The following is a 16,571-nucleotide window of genomic DNA, read 5'->3' as shown; positions in this document are numbered from 1 at the left end:
CGCGAGCGGGTCAGGCAGCGGCCGGCTCCGCGGCGTGGCCGTGCAGACGGGCGATGACCTCGGTCAGCTGCGCGGCGACCTCGGCGTCGTCGGCCGGGTGCGTCTCCGCGAAGCGGGTCACCGAGCCGGGGATGGACAGCTTGACGTCCTCCAGCACCTTGCCGCCGGCCACGCCCACGGACTTGCGGGTCTCGTCGTGCGCCCAGACGCCGCCGTACTGGCCGAACGCGGTGCCGACCACGGCGACCGGCTTGCCGCTGAGGGCACCGGCGCCGTAGGGGCGGGACAGCCAGTCGATGGCGTTCTTCAGGACGGCCGGGATGGTGCCGTTGTACTCGGGCGTGAACAGGATCAGGCCGTCGGCGGCGTTCGCGGCCTCGCGCAGCTTCGCGGCGGCGGCCGGAACGGTGCCCTCGACGTCGATGTCCTCGTTGTAGAAGGGGATCTCGGCCAGCCCCTCGAACAGCTCCACCTCCGCACCCTCGGGGGCGAGCTTGACGGCGGCCTCGGCGAGCTGGCGGTTGTGCGAACCGGCGCGAAGGCTGCCGACGAGGGCGAGGATACGAACAGACATGGTGACTCCCACGTAGTGAAGGACGGCTCCGAAACACTGCCGTTACGATCCGGACCGGGGTCCGTTTAATGTTCTAGCATCCTAACCGGACCGCGGTCCAGTTGTGTTCCCGATGCTTTACGCTGGCTTCATGTCCACCGTCCCGCCGCCCTTCCCGACGCCCCAGGAGTCCGTCGGCCATCCGGAGTCCGTCGGCCATCCGGAGCTGCTCCAGCTGGGCACCGTCCTGGAGCCCGGCGAGCCGTGCCTGCGGGCCGACGCCGCGCGCAACCGGGCCCGGCTGCTGGAGGCCGCCGCGCGGCTGGTGGCGGAGCGCGGCGCGGACGCCGTCACGATGGAGGCGGTGGCCGCCGAGGCCTGCGTGGGCAAGGGCACGGTCTTCCGCCGGTTCGGCGACCGCACCGGTCTGCTGACGGCGCTGCTCGACCACTCCGAGAAGAAGTTCCAGGCCGCGTTCCTGGCCGGGCCGCCGCCGCTCGGACCCGGAGCGCCGCCCGTGGAGCGGCTGCGCGCCTTCGGCCGCGCGATGCTGCGCCGCTCGACCGACGAACTGGAGCTGCAGCTGGCGGCCGAGCCGGGCGCCAGCCGGCGCTTCACCTCCCCGCCCCGCCGGGTGCTGCGCCACCACGTGGTCATGCTGCTGCGGCAGGCCGTCCCGGAAGCGGACTGCGAGCTGCTCTCCCACACCCTGATGGGCCAGCTCGACCCCGCCCTGATCCACCACTTGACCCGACAGTGCGGGATATCCCTGGAGCGCCTGGAGGACGCCTGGGTCGACCTCGTCGACCGGGTGACGGGCACGGCCACGGGCGGCTGAGCCCGCGTCCGGGGCTCCGTGACCGCTCACGGCTTCCTCACAACTCCCCCGCCCGACAGGCGCATTGGGGCTTCTGCCAAGATGCCGTACGTCATGGTGCAGATACCCAGAACGCCCGCGCCCCCGTCCCCCGCGCCGTCGCGCTCCGTGCCCACGAGCGCCGATGTGGCCCGCCTGGCCGGCGTCTCGCGCGCGACCGTCTCCTACGTCCTCAACAACACCAGCGCCGTACGGATCAGCGAGCCCACTCGCCGCCGGGTCCACGAGGCCGCGAAGGAACTCGGGTACGTCCCGCACGCGGCGGCCCGCAGCCTGCGCGCCGGGCACAGCCGTATGGTCCTGATCCCCGCGCCGACCTTCCCCGTCGGCCCGCTCTACCACCGGTTCCTCACCGACCTCCAGGGCGCGCTCGGCAGCCTGGACTACACGGTCGTGCAGTACGGCACCGGCGGCCCGCACGGCGACGAAGCCGCCCGCGCCTGGGCCGAGTTGCGGCCCGTGGCCGTGCTCGTGCCAGGGTCCGGGCTCGGCCCGCGCGGGGTGGCGGTGCTCAAGCGATCGGGGGCGCGGGCCGTGGTCACCCTCGGCCCCGAGACCATCGAGGGCGCGCACGCACTGCTCATGGACCACGACGTGGTCGGCCACAGCGCGGGCTCCCACCTCTACGACCGGGGCAGGCGCCGCATCGGCGTCGTCGTCCCGCAGGAACCGGGCCTCGAGGCGTTCTCCGCGCCCCGGCTCGACGGTGTGCGCCAGTCCCTGCGGGGCACCGACGCCACCGTGGCCGAACTGCCCCTGCCGTACGACGAGGAGGCCGCCGCGCACCTCGCCGCCCGCTGGCGGAGCCTGGGCCTCGACGCCGTGTTCACCTACAACGACGAGTACGCGATGCTGCTCATGCGGGCCCTGGAGGACGAGGGCGTCCGCATCCCCGAGGAGACGGCCGTGATCGGCGCCGACGATCTGATGCTCGGCCGGCTGCTGCGCCCGCGGCTCAGCACGGTCCGCCTGGAACTGCCCTCCGGCCGTGAACTCGCCGAACTGGTCGACCGCGCCGTGCGCAAGCCCGGCACCGAGCCCGAGACGCACAAGGTGCTGGGCGCCACGGTGCTGCACCGCGAGTCGAGCTGACCGGACCGGAGCACGGCTGCGCGGCGGCCGGTCGGGATCGCACGGCCGCCGCTGAGGGCGGTCGGCAGGATCGCCGCCCCGCGACATGACTAGGATGTTGCACGCTCAACCAAATGAGGACGCGTACGGACGCCGCCGCGGCACACACGGCTGCGGCCCGCTCGGCGCGTCCCGTCATGTGACCGCCGAACCGGCCGCGCACTCACGGGAGTTCCGCTCGCCCCGTCAGCCGGTGACCGATCGATCGGAGAGCCGTCATGCCGTTGCTCGACACCAGGACCTGGCAGCCCCAGACCCTGACCGGGCCCGGGTACACCGTCACCGAGCCCGCCACCGGCCAAGCCCTCGGCACCCTCGCCCTCGCCGGCCCCGAGGACGTCGGGGCCGCCGCCGAGAGTGCCGCCGCCGCCCAGCGCGAGTGGGCCCGCGCCCCGCACTTCGCCCGCGCCGCCGTGCTCCGCAGGGCCGGCGACCTGTTCACGGCACACGCCGCCGAACTGCGCGAATGGCTCGTCCGCGAGTCCGGTTCCGTCCCCGGCAAGGCCGACTTCGAACTGCACGTCGCCGCCCAGGAGTGCTACGAGGCCGCCGCACTCGCCTCCCGCCCGGCCGGCCAGGTCCTGCCCAGCGAGGCGCCGCGCCTGTCGTACACGCGCCGCGTCCCCGCCGGTGTGGTCGGCGTGATCTCCCCGTTCAACGCCCCGCTGATCCTGTCCATCCGTTCCGTGGCACCGGCCCTGGCCCTCGGCAACGCGGTCGTCCTCAAGCCCGATCCGCGCACCGCCGTCTGCGGAGGGCTGTCCCTCGCCGCGGTCTTCGCCGCCGCGGGCCTGCCGCAGGACCTGCTGCACGTGCTCCCCGGCGGCCCGGACGCCGGGCAGGCCCTGGTCGCCGACCCGCGCGTACCGGTCATCTCCTTCACCGGCTCCACCCCCGCCGGGCGGGCCGTGGGCGAGGCCGCCGGCCGCCACCTCAAGCGGGCCCACCTGGAACTGGGCGGCAACTCGGCCATGATCGTGCTGGCGGACGCCGACCTGGACGCGGTGATCTCCACCGCCGCCTGGGGCTCCTTCTTCCACCAGGGCCAGATCTGCATGACGACCGGCCGCCACCTGGTGCACGCGTCCCTGTACGACGAGTACGTCGAGCGGCTCGCCGCCAAGGCGGACTCGCTCGCCGTCGGCGATCCGTACCGCGAACAGGTCCACCTCGGCCCGATCATCGACTCAGGCCAACTCGCCAAGATCAGCGGCCTGGTCGAGTCCAGCAAGGCCGCCGGCGCCAAACTCGCCGCGGGCGGCACCCACGACCGGCTCTTCTACCGGCCCACGGTGCTCGCCCACGTCGGCGACCACACCCCGGCCTACACGGAGGAGGTCTTCGGGCCCGTGGCGCCCGTACGCTCCTTCACCACCCCCGACGAGGCGGCGGCCCTGGCCGCGCAGAGCCCCTACGGGCTCTCCCTCGGCATCGTCACCCGCGACACGGCCCGCGGCCTGGACCTCGCCGAGCGGATACCGACCGGCATCGTCCACATCAACGACCAGACCGTCAACGACGAGGCCGTGGCGCCCTTCGGCGGAGTGGCCGCCTCCGGTACCGGCGCCCGCTTCGGCGGCGAGGCCAACCTTGAGGCCTTCACCGAACTGCGCTGGACGACGGTACGCGGAGACGTGGCTCCGTATCCGTACTAGGCCCGCCCCCGGGCGGGCGACGGGACGTTGCGGACCCCTAGCCCGCCTGCTGGCCCTCTTGGGCCTGCTGCTCGGCGATCGCCTTGCGGACCTCGTCCATGTCGAGGTTCCGGGCCTGCCCGATGACGTCCGTCAGGGCGGCCTCGGGCAGCGCGCCCGGCTGGGCGAACACGGCGACCTGGTCACGGACGATCATCAGCGTCGGAATCGACTGGATGCCGAAGGCCGCGGCCAGCTCCGGCTGCGCCTCGGTGTCCACCTTGCCGAACACGAGGTCCGGGTTCTCCTCCGCCGCCTTCTCGTAGACCGGTGCGAACTGCTTGCACGGCCCGCACCAGGACGCCCAGAAGTCGATCAGGACGAACTCGTTGTCCGTGACCGTCTGGTCGAAGTTCTCCTTGGTGAGCTCCACGGTGCTGCTCATGGCGTAAATCCCTCTTCCTGGTGTGGGTCAAGCCGTCGGCACAACACGGCCGACCTGGCACGTATTCCGCGCCCCTACCCGTGTGGCCAGGTCGCACACCACCCACCAGACTGACCCCATGACGGAAACGGAAACCAAGGCGTACGACGTCGTGGTGCTCGGGGCCGGGCCCGTGGGGGAGAACGTCGCCGACCGCACCCGCGCGGCCGGGCTGACCACCGCGGTCGTGGAGGGCGAACTGGTCGGCGGCGAGTGCTCGTACTGGGCGTGCATGCCCAGCAAGGCACTGCTGCGGCCGGTCATCGCCCGCGCGGACGCCCGCCGCGTGCCGGGCCTGAGCCAGTCGGTGCAGGGCCCCCTCGACGCGTCCGCGGTCCTCGCCCACCGGGACTACTACACCTCCAACTGGAGGGACGACGGGCAGGTCGGGTGGCTCGACAGCATCGGCGCCGACCTGTACCGCGGCCACGGCCGCCTCACCGGCCCCCGCACGGTGACGGTCACCGGCCCGGACGGCGGTGACCGCACCCTGACAGCCCGGCACGCGGTCGCCGTCTGCACCGGCAGCCGCGCCGCCCTCCCCGGCCTGCCCGGGCTCGACGAGGTCCGGCCGTGGACCAGCCGGGAGGCCACCAGTTCCAAGAACGTGCCCGGCCGCCTGATCGTGGTCGGCGGCGGAGTCGTCGCCACCGAGATGGCCACCGTCTGGCAGGCCCTCGGCTCGAAGGTCACCATGCTCGTCCGCGGCAAGGGCCTGCTCGCCCGGATGGAGCCCTTCGCCGGAGAACTCGTCGCCGAGGCACTCACCGAGGCCGGCGCGGACGTCCGCACCGGCACGTCGGTGAAATCGGTGACCCGCGAGAACGGCACCCTCGTGGCCGTCACGGACACCGGCGACCGCGTCGAGGCCGACGAGATCCTCTTCGCGACCGGCCGCGCGCCGCGCACCGACGACCTCGGCCTGGAGACGATCGGCCTGGAACCGGGCTCCTGGCTCGACGTCGACGACAGCCTCCGCGTCACCGGCCACGACTGGCTGTACGCCGTCGGCGACGTCAACCAGCGCGCCCTCCTCACCCACCAGGGCAAGTACCAGGCCCGGATCGCGGGCGCCGCCATCGCCGCGCGGGCCACCGGAGAGACCCTCCTCGCACAGCCGTGGGGCGCGCATGCCGCGACCGCCGACCACGCCGCCGTTCCCCAGGTCGTCTTCACCGACCCGGAGGCGGCGGCCGTCGGCCTGTCACTCGCCGAGGCCGAACAGGCGGGGCACCGGGTGAAGGCCGTCGACGTCGACCTGTCCACCGTCGCCGGCGCGGGCCTGTACGCCGACGGCTACAAGGGCCGCGCCCGCATGGTCGTGGACGTCGAGGACGAGATCCTGCGCGGTGTGACCCTTGTCGGCCCCGGGGTCGGCGAGCTCATCCACTCCGCCACGATCGCCGTCGCCGGCCGGGTCCCGATCGGCCGCCTGTGGCACGCCGTCCCCTCGTACCCGACGATCAGCGAGGTGTGGCTGCGGCTGCTGGAGTCCTACCGGGACGCCTGACCCGATCCGGCTGTCACGCGTGCGCGGGCACCACCAGCTCCCGGTAGTCGTCGCTCCACAGGTCCTCCTCCGCCTCCGGCAGCAGCAGCACCCGGTCCGGCCGCAGCGCGTCGACGGCACCCTCGTCGTGCGTGACCATCACGATCGCGCCCGGGTACCTGCCCACCGCGGCCAGGACCTCGGCACGGGAGGCCGGGTCGAGGTTGTTGGTGGGCTCGTCGAGGAGCAGCACGTTCGCGCCCGAGTGCACCAGGCCCGCGAGGGCGAGCCGGGTCTTCTCGCCGCCGGAGAGGACGCCGACACGCTTGTCGGCGTCGTCGCCGGGGAACAGGAACGAGCCCAGGACCTGGCGGACCTCGCCGTCCGTGAGATGCGGGGCGGCACCTGCCAGCTGCTCACGCACCGTCAGTTCCGGGTCCAGCGTGTCGTGTTCCTGGGCGAAGTAGCCGAGACGCAGCCCGTGCCCGTGGACCACCCGGCCGCTGTCCGGCGTGTCCTGGCCGGCGAGGATCCGCAACAGGGTCGTCTTCCCGGCGCCGTTGGGCCCGAGCACCACCAGGCGGCTGCCCCGGTCGACGGCGAGGTCGACGCCCCGCAGGACGTGCTGCCCGCCGTACGACCTGGTCAGGCTGACGGCGCCGAGCGGGATCCGGCCACAGGGCGCAGGCTCCGGCAGCCGGATCCTGGCCGTCTTCCCGGCGCGCCGGGCCGGTTCGAGGTCCGCGAGCATCCGGTCGGCACGGCGGGCCATGTTCCGCGCGGCCACCGCGGTCGCCACCCGGGCCCGCATCTTGTCGGCCTGGGCGTGCAACGCCGTCGCCTTGCGCTCGGCGTTCGCCCGCTCGCGTGCCCGTCGCCGCTCGTCGGCGTCCCGCTGGGCCAGGTACTCGTCCCAGCCGGTGTTGTGGACGTCGAGAGCGGTACGTCCCGGGTCCAGGTGGAAGACGCGGTTCACGGTGCCGGCCAGCAGGGACGTGTCGTGGCTGATCATCACCAGCCCGCCCTGGTGGCTGTTGAGGAAACCGCGCAGCCAGGCGACCGAGTCCGCGTCCAGGTGGTTCGTCGGCTCGTCCAGCAGCAGCGTGCCGTGCCCGGCGAACAGGATGCGGGCCAGCTCCACCCGCCGGCGCTGACCGCCCGACAGGGCGCTGAGCGGGCGGTCCATCAGGCCCGCCGGCAGTCCGACCCCGGCGGCGACCCGGGCGGCCTCCGCCTCGGCCGCGTATCCGCCGCGCGCCTGGAACTCGGACTCGGCCCGCACATAGGCGTTCATCGACCGCTCCGTCCCCTCGGCCATCGCGGCCTCGGCACGGCGCAGCGCCCGTACGGCGTGGTCCAGGCCGCGCGCGGACAGGATCCGGTCGGCGACGGTGACGGACTGGTCGGCCGCGCGCGAGTCCTGCGGGAGATGGCCGACGTCCCCGCTGCGGGTGACGGTCCCGGCGGCGGGGCGCAGGGTGCCCGCCAGGGTGTGCAACAGGGTCGTCTTTCCCCCGCCGTTGCGGCCGACCAGGCCGATGCGGTCGCCGGGGGAGACGTGGAAGGAGACGCCGGACAGCAGCAGACGCGCGCCCACGCGCACGTCGACGTCACGAACGGTGATCATGAGAAAACGCTCCGAACAAGCAAGAGGACACACGGGTGGCGTGGAAGCGGGTCCTCGGCTAGGAAATTCGGGGCGTAGACATGGACGTCACGGTAACGGAGGCGCCCCGACGGGCGCCTCCGGTTTTCCGTGCCCTGCTTCCGGCTCGCCGTGCGCTACGGCAGCTCGAAGCCGAGTGCCAGCGCGGCCTCCTCCGGCGTCGGCTGGGCCCAGCGCTCCGTCACCGCCCGGTTGGAGGACAGGGAACGCGACTCGGCCCGGTCCAGATACAGGACCCCGTCGAGATGGTCCGTCTCGTGCTGCACGATGCGCGCCGGCCAGCCCGTGAACACCTCGTCCAGCGCGTGCCCGTGCTCGTCCTGCCCGGTCAGCCGCACCTCGGCGGGCCGCGCCACCACGGCCTGCCAGCCCGGCACGCTCAGACAGCCCTCGAAGAACGCGGCCCGCGCGCCGCCGACGGGCTCGTAGGCGGGATTGACCAGCACCCGGAACGGCTGCGGCACCCGTCCGCGCGCCAGCCGCACCTCCTCCGGAACCGGCGCCGGATCCTCGATCACCGCGACCCTGAGCGGTACACCGACCTGCGGCGCGGCCAGGCCGACCCCGGGCGCCGCGCGCATGGTGATCCGCAGGGCCTCGACGAACCGGGCCAGCAGCGCGGGCCCCAGCTGACCCTCGTACGGCTCGGTGCCGCGCCGCAGCACCGGATCGCCGGCCGCCACGATGGTCAACGGGCCGCCACCGGCGAGGAGTTCCTCGACCTGTTCGGCCAGGGGTGCGCGATCGCTCGGAGTTCCCATCGCGTCAGGATGACACGGCCCCCACCCCCCTCGCGTGACCCACATCACACACCCCCTTCGGGAACTGGACGCCCCGCAGCCCCGACTACTGCACCGCAACGGCCGACGACCGCACTGCGACGGCCAAGACGACGTCCCCCGGAGAAGCCCGCCGATGACCACCGCTCCCTCGACCACCACGGACGAGACCCCGCCTCCCGCCAACCCGGCACCGTCGAAGAACACCTGGGCCCCGCTGCGTCCGCTGATCCTCCGCCTGCACTTCTACGCCGGGGTCCTGGTGGCGCCGTTCCTCCTCGTCGCCGCCGTCACCGGACTGCTGTACGCCGCCTCCTTCCAGGCCGAGAAGATCGTGTACGACCACGAACTGACCGTCCCCGCAGGCGAGCGGAAGCTGCCGATCAGCGAGCAGGTGGCCGCCGCCCGCAAGGCCCACCCCGAGGGCACGGTCTCGGCCGTACGCCCCTCACCCGAGGCGGACGCGACGACCAGGGTGATGCTGTCCGGTGTCCCGGGCGTCGACGAGGGACACACGCTCGCCGTGTTCGTCGACCCGTACACCGCGAAGGTGCGCGGCTCCCTCGACCAGTACGGCTCGACCGGCGCCCTGCCGCTGCGTACCTGGATCGACGAGTTCCACCGGGACCTGCACCTGGGGGAGCCGGGTCGCCTGTACAGCGAACTGGCGGCCAGCTGGCTGTGGGTGATCTCGGCCGGAGGACTGGTGCTGTGGTTCTCCCGCCGCCGTGCCCTGCGCAAGGTGCGGGGCACGAACGGGCGGCGCCGCACCCTCGGGCTGCACGGCGGCATCGGCGTGTGGGCGGCGGCCGGGTTCTTCTTCCTCTCGGCGACCGGTCTGACCTGGTCGGCCCACGCCGGAGCCAGCATCGACGAGCTGCGGACCACGCTGGGGCAGGCCACCCCGGCGGTGTCGGCGTCGGCCGGCGGTGAACACACCGGCCACGGCTCCGCCGCCGGGCAGGCCGGTGACGCCGCGCACGGGGTGGGCCTGGACGAGGTGCTGGCGGCGGCGCGGGCCGAGGGCCTCGGCGACCCGGTGGAGATCGTGCCGCCGGCGGACGCGGAGTCGGCGTACGTGGTCAGGCAGGTGCAGCGCAGCTGGCCCGAGAAGCAGGACTCCGTCGCGATCGACCCGGCCAGTGGTGAGGTCATGGACGTGCTGCGGTTCGCCGACTACCCGGTGCTCGCGAAACTCACCCGGTGGGGCATCGACCTGCACACCGGCATCCTGTTCGGCCTGGCCAACCAGATCGCCCTGATGCTGCTCGCGCTCTGCCTGATCCTGATGATCGTGTGGGGCTACCGCATGTGGTGGCAGCGCGGCCGCGGCACCGCCTTCGGCCGCCCGGTCCCACGCGGCGCCTGGCAGCAGGTGCCGCCACAGATCCTGGTACCGCTGCTGGCGGGGATCGCGGTGCTCGGCTATTTCCTGCCCCTGTTCGGCATCCCGCTGGCGGCTTTCCTGGCCGTCGACATCCTGCTGGGCGAGATCGCCTACCGGCGGGGACGGCGGACGTACGGAGCGGGGTCGCCGGCGCGGTAGCGGACCCGCCGATGAGGCAGGGGATCCGCCGACGCACAGGTGCCCGGCTCCACAGGGGAGCCGGGCACCTTCGGGTACGGGGCGGTCAGCGTTGCTCGAAGTCACCGGCGAGCGCCGAGGCGATCCGCAGATGCGACTCCGCCTCCTCGTGCCGGTTCTGCCGCTGCAGCGTGCGGCCGAGCATCAGCCGGGCGTAGTGCTCGACCGGGTCCCGCTCGACGATCGTCCGCAACTCCGCCTCCGCGCGGCGCAGCTGGGCCGAGTGGTAGTAGGAACGCGCCAGCAGCAGCCGCGGCGCGGTCTGCTCGGGCACCTCCTCGACCAGCCCGACGAGGACGCGCGCGGCGGCGGCGTAGTCCTTGGCGTCGAAGAACATCTGCGCGCGCTCCCAGCGCTCCGCCGGTGTCCCGTGGGCGTAGTACGTCGCGTCGTAGGTCGTGGTCACTCGTGCCTCCTTCGAGGCCGACAACCGAACGCGTTGGTTCAATATTCCACTACTGCATCGGGCCGCTACTCGCCGAGGGCGGCCACCTCGGCCAACTCGGCGTTGGCCCGCTCGGTGATCAGGCTCAGCACGCGGCCGGCGACGGCCAGGTCCTCCTCCGGGATCCCGGCGTAGATCCGGGCGGAGAAGGGCGCCGTCTCGCCGGCCGTCCTGGCGTACAGCTCCCGCCCGGCGTCCGTGATCCGCACGTCAGGCCCCTCGGCCGGGGCCAGCAGCCGAGCGGCGATCAGCTCGTCGATCGCGCTGTGCGCTTCCGCCGGGTCGTTCTTCAGCGCTCCGACGACGCCGTCGACCAGCTGCTCGCGCCCGACCGGGCCGTCGGCGACTGCGGCGAGCCGGAGGGTGACGGACTGCTGGAAGGTGACGCCGTGCCGGGCCAGTACGTTCTCCAGGACCGCACGGCCGGCGTAGTGGGCCAGGGCGATGACGCGGGGATCGAGCGGGGGAGTGGTGGTGGTCATGACTGCTCCGTCTCGTTCTCGCTGATGGGATCAAGAGGTGTGTCGAGCAGGGCCGTCAGATCGCGTGTGAACTCACGGGTGCGTGCGGCGTCGAGGCCGCCGAGTGGCTCCAGGAGCTGCTGGAGGAGTCCGTGGACGACCTTGATCGCCCGCCCGGTGACCTCGCGGCCCTGCTCGGTGAGTGCGAGCTGCACCGCACGCGGGTCGTGCGGGTCCCGGGTGCGCTCCAGGAGACCGGCGGCCTCCAGCGCACGCGCGAGCTTCGACACGTAGAGCGGCTCGAGTCCGGTGTGGTCGGCGAGGCGACGCTGACTGGGCCGCTCGCCGGAGCGCTGCATGCCGTACAGGGAGGCCACCAAGGAGTACTGCGCGTGGGTGAGCCCCAGCGGCGCCACCGCCCGGTCGACGGCCACCCGCCACTTCATCGACAGCCGCCACACCAGGAAGCCGGGCGTCGCGCCTTCGGTACCTTTGCTCATGACAGATAGAGTACATAGCTACTGTATTCATGGCTATTATATTCCTGGCTACTATGTTCGGCAGGGTGTCGGTCGCCGGCGCGTCATCCGGGACGCCCGGGCGCGGCCCGGATGACGCGCTGACGCGGGCCCTTCCACCGGACTAGGTTGGGCGCCATGAGCAATCTTGAGCGCGAGGCGGCTCCCTCCCTGTGTGGTGGCCGCGGCTTCGTGGTGGCCGAGCCGGTTCGCGAACTCCTCAGTCCGCGCCACGTCAAGCTGGGCGAATCCAGCGAGGTCCGCAGGCTGCTGCCCAACCTGGGCCGCCGTATGGTCGGGGCCTGGTGCTTCGTCGACCACTACGGCCCCGACGACATCGCCGACGAACCCGGCATGCAGGTGCCGCCGCATCCCCACATGGGGCTCCAGACGGTGAGCTGGCTGCACGAGGGAGAGGTGCTGCACCGCGACTCCACCGGCAGCCGCCAGATGATCCGGCCGCGCGAACTGGGCCTGATGACCTCCGGCCGGGCGATCAGCCACTCCGAGGAGAGCCCTCGTTCGCACGCCCGTTTCCTGCATGGCGCGCAACTGTGGGTCGCCCTCCCGGACGGCCACCGCCACACCGACCCGCGCTTCGAACACCACGCCGATCTGCCGGTCGTCACGGCACCAGGCGTCAAGGCGACGCTGATCCTCGGCGACCTCGACGGCGCGACCTCGCCCGGCACGGCGTACACCCCGATCACGGGCGCCGACCTGGCCCTCTCCCGAGGCGCGGACGTACGCCTCCCCCTGGAACCGGACTTCGAGTACGCCGTCCTGTCCATGTCCGGCGAGGCCCACGTGGACAGCGTCCCGGTCCTGCCCGGCTCGATGCTCTACCTCGGCTGCGGCCGCAGCGAACTGCCGCTGCGGGCGGAGTCGGACGCGGGCCTGATGCTCCTGGGCGGCGAGCCGTTCGAGGAGGAACTGATCATGTTCTGGAACTGGATCGGACGGTCCCAGGAGGAGATCGAACAGGCGCGTCGGGACTGGATGGAAGGGTCGAGATTCGGGGAGGTGAAGGGTTACGACGGGGATCCGCTGCCCGCTCCCGAGCTGCCGCCGACGCCGTTGAAGCCGCGGGGAAGGGTGCGTTGACCTGCGGAAACGGCAGATTGCCGGCGATGGGTGGGTGACGTGCCGTCGGGGCTCCGCCCCCGCCCATCGATCACTGGGGGAGGGTGGGTGGGTCTGCCGCAGGTCCGATGTGTGGTGGCGAGTGATTCCAGGGGCTGACCGCCTGTGGGTAGCTGTGACAGGACTCCTGCTGACCCAAGGAGATCGCTGTGGTCGGGCGCGCCATCTGCTGTCCGAGTAACGCTGAGCGCGCGGCCTGCGGACCACGCTCAACGGCCTTAGTGGCACCTGGCTGCGCCAGGAGATCGGTGAACTGGCGCGAGCGGGCCGCCGCGTTCGTCGCGGGGCAGGGCGAGCAGCCGCGGGCGGGGACGTCGTACCGGACGTGCTGAAGGACCTGCGGGATCACTGCCTCAGCTTTTGCGAGGCCCTGAGGTGCACCATGGCGGCGAGGACCAACACGCCTTCCCCGCCCGGGAGAAGACGTCCCCCGGCCTTGCATCGCCGCCACCCTTATATGCCACCGGAGACTCGCCAACCGAAATGGCCCCTGCCCCCGTGCCCTGAGGTGGCCGGATCAGCAGGTTCGCCAGCGCGATTTTCCCTCCAATGGCCGTCCGCCATGTGGATGTGCGGCCGGCCGGGACCTGTGTCAGCGTGGTGGAGAGGAACCATCGGCAGCGTCATCCTGTCGAGATTTCGGCCGGTCAGTCGGCGGGCCGTGGTTCAGCAAGCACGGTCGCGCGCCGGGTCCAGCGGCTGAAGCCCCGTGCGGCGGATCTATGACTTTCCGGGCGCAGGCTCATGATGAATTTCGACCCCCAGGGAAGCCTCCCGCGCGTCATGACGTGGAGAAGGAGCGAATATGCCCAGGCAGGGAATGAATGACGGAAACCGCCGACCGCAGTACGACGAAGCACGAGGACGTCCCGAACTCATCTGCGCGGTGGCGGAGGACGTGGGCGTGGAGATCACGCCGTCGGGCGCGTCGTCGGCCCGGGGTACTGATGTGGCCGGGCTGAATGAGCTGGCGGCTGCGCCCGACATCGTGCTGAAGCCACTGTTCGACGCCGACCTGACGCGGCTGGGCCGCCAGGCCCAACAGACGCCGCAGACGGGCGAGTCCGCCGATCAGGTCGAGGAGAACATCGGCAAAATGGTGCGCTTCTACCAGGTGGACGCGCCCGAGGAGCAGCTCGAGGGGATCGCCGAAAGACTCCGGGAACTCGACGTCATCGAGGCCGCCTATATCAAGCCGGCTGCCGAACTCGCCCGGGCCGAAACCGAGACGCGGCACTGGACACGTCCCTTCTCCAGGGCCGAGGAGCGCAAGGAAACGCCCATCAACGACATGGCCCCCATCGGGCCGGACGCGCCATCGATGACGCCCGACTACATGGTCCGCCAGATCTACCTGGACCCGGGACCGGCTGGCATCGACGCCCGCCACGCTTGGAAGCAGCCGGGCGGCACAGGAAAGGGAGTCCGGGTGATCGACTGTGAATGGGGCTGGCGCTTCGGCCATGAGGACCTGCTCCAGAACCAGGGGGGTGTCATCGCGGGAATCAACAGCATCGACACCAATCACGGCACCGCCGTCCTCGGCGAGATCAGTGGTGACGTGAACGGCTTCGGCGTCACCGGCATCGCGCCCGACGCGGTGATCAGCGCCGCGTCGTTCTCTCTGCCGACCGCGACCGCCATCCGGGCCGCCGCGGACCGACTGGGCCCCGGGGACGTCCTCCTCCTGGAGATTCACCGGCCGGGGCCACGGGCCACCGGGACAGGTCAGCAGGGGTTCATCGCGGTCGAGTGGTGGCCGGATGACTTCCTTGCCATCCGCTATGCCACATACAAGGGCGTGGTCGTCGTCGAAGCCGCCGGTAACGGCGCGGAGAACCTCGACGATCCGGTGTACGACAGGCCCCCGTCCCCCGGCTTCCCGCTGTGGTGGACCAACCCCTTCCGGCGCAGCATGCTCGACTCCGGTGCCGTCATCGTCGGCGCCGGCGCTCCCCCGCCTGGCACCCACGGTGCCGACTGGGGCCCCGACCGTTCGCGCCTCGGCTTCTCCAACTTCGGCTCGTGCGTGGACGTGCAGGGGTGGGGCCGAGAGGTCACCACGACGGGATACGGCGACCTGCAGGCCGGGGGCAATCCCGACTTCTGGTACACCGACAGGTTCAGCGGGACGTCGAGCGCGTCCCCGATCGTCGTTGGAGCTGTCGCCTGTGTACAGGGCGCACTGAAGGCGAGCGGCCGTAGCCCGCTGGACGGGTGGCGGGCCCGCCACCTGCTGAGGAACACCGGCTGGCCTCAGCAGGACGCGCCCGGTCGCCCGGCCACCCAGCGGATCGGAAACCGGCCCGACCTGAGTCAGCTGATCCCGGCCGCCCTGGCGTGACCCCCGGCGATCGCCGACGACAGCCGCGCTGCGACGTATGCGGCGCTGCGACGGGCGGGCGGTGCGGGCCGCGACACGCGCGTCACCGCGCAGCGCGAGCGTCCACACCGGCACCACTACTGTGTGCCGTCCGCCGGCAGGCGCTCCGGCAGCCCGAGCCGCGGGAACCGGTCGTCGTGGAACGTGATGATCTCGGTGATCACCCCGCCGGTGACACGCAGGACGTCGATCGTCAGCGGCAGGTACGCGCCCTCCCGCTCCCGCCAGAGGTAGAAGGCGACGGCGGGCTGCCGGTTCACCGAGGTGGGGACGGCGCGCAGGCCCTTCGTGCCCTCGAAGCCGCTCTCGACCCAGTCGTTCACCACCGCGTCGCGGCCGACGTACAGGCCCGGCGTGGGCGGCATCGAGCAGCGGACGTCGTCCCGCAGCATCGCGGCGAGCGCCGGGACGTCCGTGGCCACGCTGGCCTCGGTGTAGCGGCGTACCAGCTCGCGCGTCCCGGCGTCCTGCTCGCCGCCGGTCCAGTCCTGCCGCTCGGCGGGCAGGTGCTCCCGCATGCCGGCGCGGGCCCGCTGCAGCGCGCTGTTCACCGAGTTGACGGAGTCACCGAGGATCTCCGCGACGTCCTTCGCCGGCCAGCCGAGCACGTCCCGCAGGATCAGCACGGCCCGCGGGCGCGGCGCGAGGTGCTGGACGGCGACCAGGTACGCCAGCTCGATCGTCTCCCGCGCGACGGCGACGGTCTCCGGCTCGTCCGCGTCGCCCGCGGGCAGCTCGTCGAGCAGCCGGTCCGGGTAGGGCTGCAGCCACAGCACCTCTCCGCCGGTCGCCGGCTCCGGTCGGCACTTGGCGAGCAGGTCCAGGCAGGCGTTGGTGGCGATCCGGTACAGCCAGGCCCGGAACGTCGACCGCCCCTCGAAGGTCTCCCGCCGGCGCCAGGCGCAGAGGAACGTCTCCTGCACGGTGTCCTCGGCGTCCTCGAACGACCCGAGCATCCGGTAGCAGTGCACGTGCAGCTCCCGCCGGTGCCGCTCCGCCAGCCCCGAGAACGTCGGCTCGTCGACCTCGTCCAGTCTGCTCACGGCCGGACCGCTCACGCCCAGTCCCTCCCTCCGCGTGTCCGCACTCATCACGTCCTCCTTCCGCCTCGTCGTGCCCCGTCGTAGGTGTGACGGGTGCGGGCGCGAAAACTCATCACCCGAGGAGGCGGCGCCGCCCGGGGCGGCTGCCCTCGGCCCCACCCCGACTGAGAGGGGGACGGTCTGAGGTCGCCGTCCAGGCCGTGCTCGGTGTCGTGCCCGTCGGTGTCGGAGCCTGCGGCCGTGGTGTCCGAGGGCACGTCGGTGGTGGCCGTCCGTCACCGAGTCTCGCCGTCGGCCACCGAGGGTCGGCAGGGTCCGATTCAGCCGACGGCCCGAGAAGCCGCCCTGAAAGTAAGCTGTGGGAACAATTTAGGGGTTTC

The 16,571-nt window shown here is 72.3% G+C and carries 15 protein-coding genes; 7 read left to right on the top strand and 8 right to left on the bottom strand.

What is annotated here, in order from left to right; translation table 11 throughout:
• Positions 1-10: 10 nt before the first annotated feature.
• Positions 11-574, bottom strand: coding sequence for an NAD(P)H-dependent oxidoreductase (locus SCNRRL3882_RS03715; protein WP_010043741.1), 564 nt, complete (start codon positions 572-574; stop codon positions 11-13).
• A 130-nt stretch (positions 575-704) separates the two neighbouring features.
• Between SCNRRL3882_RS03715 and SCNRRL3882_RS03710 the strand changes: the two genes are divergently transcribed.
• The 3 genes from SCNRRL3882_RS03710 (at position 705) to SCNRRL3882_RS03700 (ending at position 4,216) form a co-directional block, all read left to right on the top strand.
• Positions 705-1,391 carry a TetR/AcrR family transcriptional regulator gene (locus SCNRRL3882_RS03710; RefSeq protein ID WP_010043742.1) on the top strand — a complete coding sequence of 229 codons (687 nt, stop codon included), beginning with the start codon at positions 705-707 and terminating at the stop codon, positions 1,389-1,391.
• Positions 1,392-1,472: 81 nt separating this feature from the next.
• A complete protein-coding gene (locus tag SCNRRL3882_RS03705) occupies positions 1,473-2,522 on the top strand; it encodes a LacI family DNA-binding transcriptional regulator (protein WP_029181442.1) in 1,050 nt (349 codons plus the stop codon).
• A gap of 257 nt (positions 2,523-2,779) precedes the next feature.
• On the top strand, positions 2,780-4,216 hold the full coding sequence (locus SCNRRL3882_RS03700; RefSeq protein WP_010043744.1) for a benzaldehyde dehydrogenase: 1,437 nt from the start codon (positions 2,780-2,782) through the stop codon (positions 4,214-4,216).
• A 37-nt stretch (positions 4,217-4,253) separates the two neighbouring features.
• Here the strand turns inward: SCNRRL3882_RS03700 and trxA are convergent, their stop codons facing one another.
• Positions 4,254-4,640, bottom strand: coding sequence for a thioredoxin (trxA, locus tag SCNRRL3882_RS03695; protein WP_010043745.1), 387 nt, complete (start codon positions 4,638-4,640; stop codon positions 4,254-4,256).
• Between the two features lie 118 nt (positions 4,641-4,758).
• Here trxA and SCNRRL3882_RS03690 point away from each other — a divergent pair, with 118 nt between their 5' ends.
• Positions 4,759-6,189 carry a dihydrolipoyl dehydrogenase family protein gene (locus SCNRRL3882_RS03690; RefSeq protein ID WP_010043748.1) on the top strand — a complete coding sequence of 477 codons (1,431 nt, stop codon included), beginning with the start codon at positions 4,759-4,761 and terminating at the stop codon, positions 6,187-6,189.
• A 13-nt stretch (positions 6,190-6,202) separates the two neighbouring features.
• Here the strand turns inward: SCNRRL3882_RS03690 and SCNRRL3882_RS03685 are convergent, their stop codons facing one another.
• Both SCNRRL3882_RS03685 and SCNRRL3882_RS03680 read right to left on the bottom strand, forming a co-directional pair.
• The gene (locus SCNRRL3882_RS03685) at positions 6,203-7,795 is read right to left on the bottom strand and encodes an ABC-F family ATP-binding cassette domain-containing protein (RefSeq protein ID WP_010043751.1); all 1,593 of its coding nucleotides are present in this window, start codon (positions 7,793-7,795) and stop codon (positions 6,203-6,205) included.
• Between the two features lie 155 nt (positions 7,796-7,950).
• On the bottom strand, positions 7,951-8,595 hold the full coding sequence (locus SCNRRL3882_RS03680; RefSeq protein ID WP_010043752.1) for a peptide deformylase: 645 nt from the start codon (positions 8,593-8,595) through the stop codon (positions 7,951-7,953).
• Positions 8,596-8,749: 154 nt separating this feature from the next.
• Here SCNRRL3882_RS03680 and SCNRRL3882_RS03675 point away from each other — a divergent pair, with 154 nt between their 5' ends.
• The gene (locus SCNRRL3882_RS03675; protein WP_010043754.1) at positions 8,750-10,159 is read left to right on the top strand and encodes a PepSY-associated TM helix domain-containing protein; all 1,410 of its coding nucleotides are present in this window, start codon (positions 8,750-8,752) and stop codon (positions 10,157-10,159) included.
• An 85-nt stretch (positions 10,160-10,244) separates the two neighbouring features.
• On the opposite strand, the gene SCNRRL3882_RS03670 is transcribed toward SCNRRL3882_RS03675, so the two are convergent.
• From SCNRRL3882_RS03670 to SCNRRL3882_RS03660, 3 genes are all read right to left on the bottom strand, one after another.
• Positions 10,245-10,535 carry a tetratricopeptide repeat protein gene (locus SCNRRL3882_RS03670; RefSeq protein WP_050810287.1) on the bottom strand — a complete coding sequence of 97 codons (291 nt, stop codon included), beginning with the start codon at positions 10,533-10,535 and terminating at the stop codon, positions 10,245-10,247.
• A 134-nt stretch (positions 10,536-10,669) separates the two neighbouring features.
• Positions 10,670-11,125, bottom strand: a complete 456-nt coding sequence (locus SCNRRL3882_RS03665; protein ID WP_010043766.1) for a MarR family winged helix-turn-helix transcriptional regulator — start codon at positions 11,123-11,125, stop codon at positions 10,670-10,672.
• Entirely contained in the window at positions 11,122-11,604 is a 483-nt protein-coding gene (locus SCNRRL3882_RS03660) for a MarR family winged helix-turn-helix transcriptional regulator (RefSeq protein WP_010043768.1), read from the bottom strand. Before SCNRRL3882_RS03660 ends, SCNRRL3882_RS03665 begins: the two co-directional genes overlap by 4 nt.
• Before the next feature lie 156 nt (positions 11,605-11,760).
• On the opposite strand from SCNRRL3882_RS03660, the gene SCNRRL3882_RS03655 reads away from it, so the two are divergent.
• Positions 11,761-12,726, top strand: coding sequence for a pirin family protein (locus SCNRRL3882_RS03655; RefSeq protein ID WP_010043770.1), 966 nt, complete (start codon positions 11,761-11,763; stop codon positions 12,724-12,726).
• Positions 12,727-13,570: 844 nt separating this feature from the next.
• Positions 13,571-15,109 (top strand): S8 family peptidase, encoded by a 1,539-nt coding sequence (locus tag SCNRRL3882_RS03650; RefSeq protein WP_231911095.1) that lies wholly within the window; start codon positions 13,571-13,573, stop codon positions 15,107-15,109.
• Between the two features lie 116 nt (positions 15,110-15,225).
• On the opposite strand, the gene SCNRRL3882_RS03645 is transcribed toward SCNRRL3882_RS03650, so the two are convergent.
• Entirely contained in the window at positions 15,226-16,239 is a 1,014-nt protein-coding gene (locus SCNRRL3882_RS03645) for an RNA polymerase subunit sigma-70 (RefSeq protein ID WP_010043774.1), read from the bottom strand.
• Positions 16,240-16,571 lie beyond the last annotated feature (332 nt).

This window comes from Streptomyces chartreusis NRRL 3882 (genome assembly GCF_900236475.1).
GTDB classification, from domain to species: Bacteria; Actinomycetota; Actinomycetes; order Streptomycetales; family Streptomycetaceae; genus Streptomyces; species Streptomyces chartreusis_D.
The sequence above is the reverse complement of the archived record's forward strand: the minus strand, read 5'-3'. Positions and strand labels throughout refer to the sequence as shown.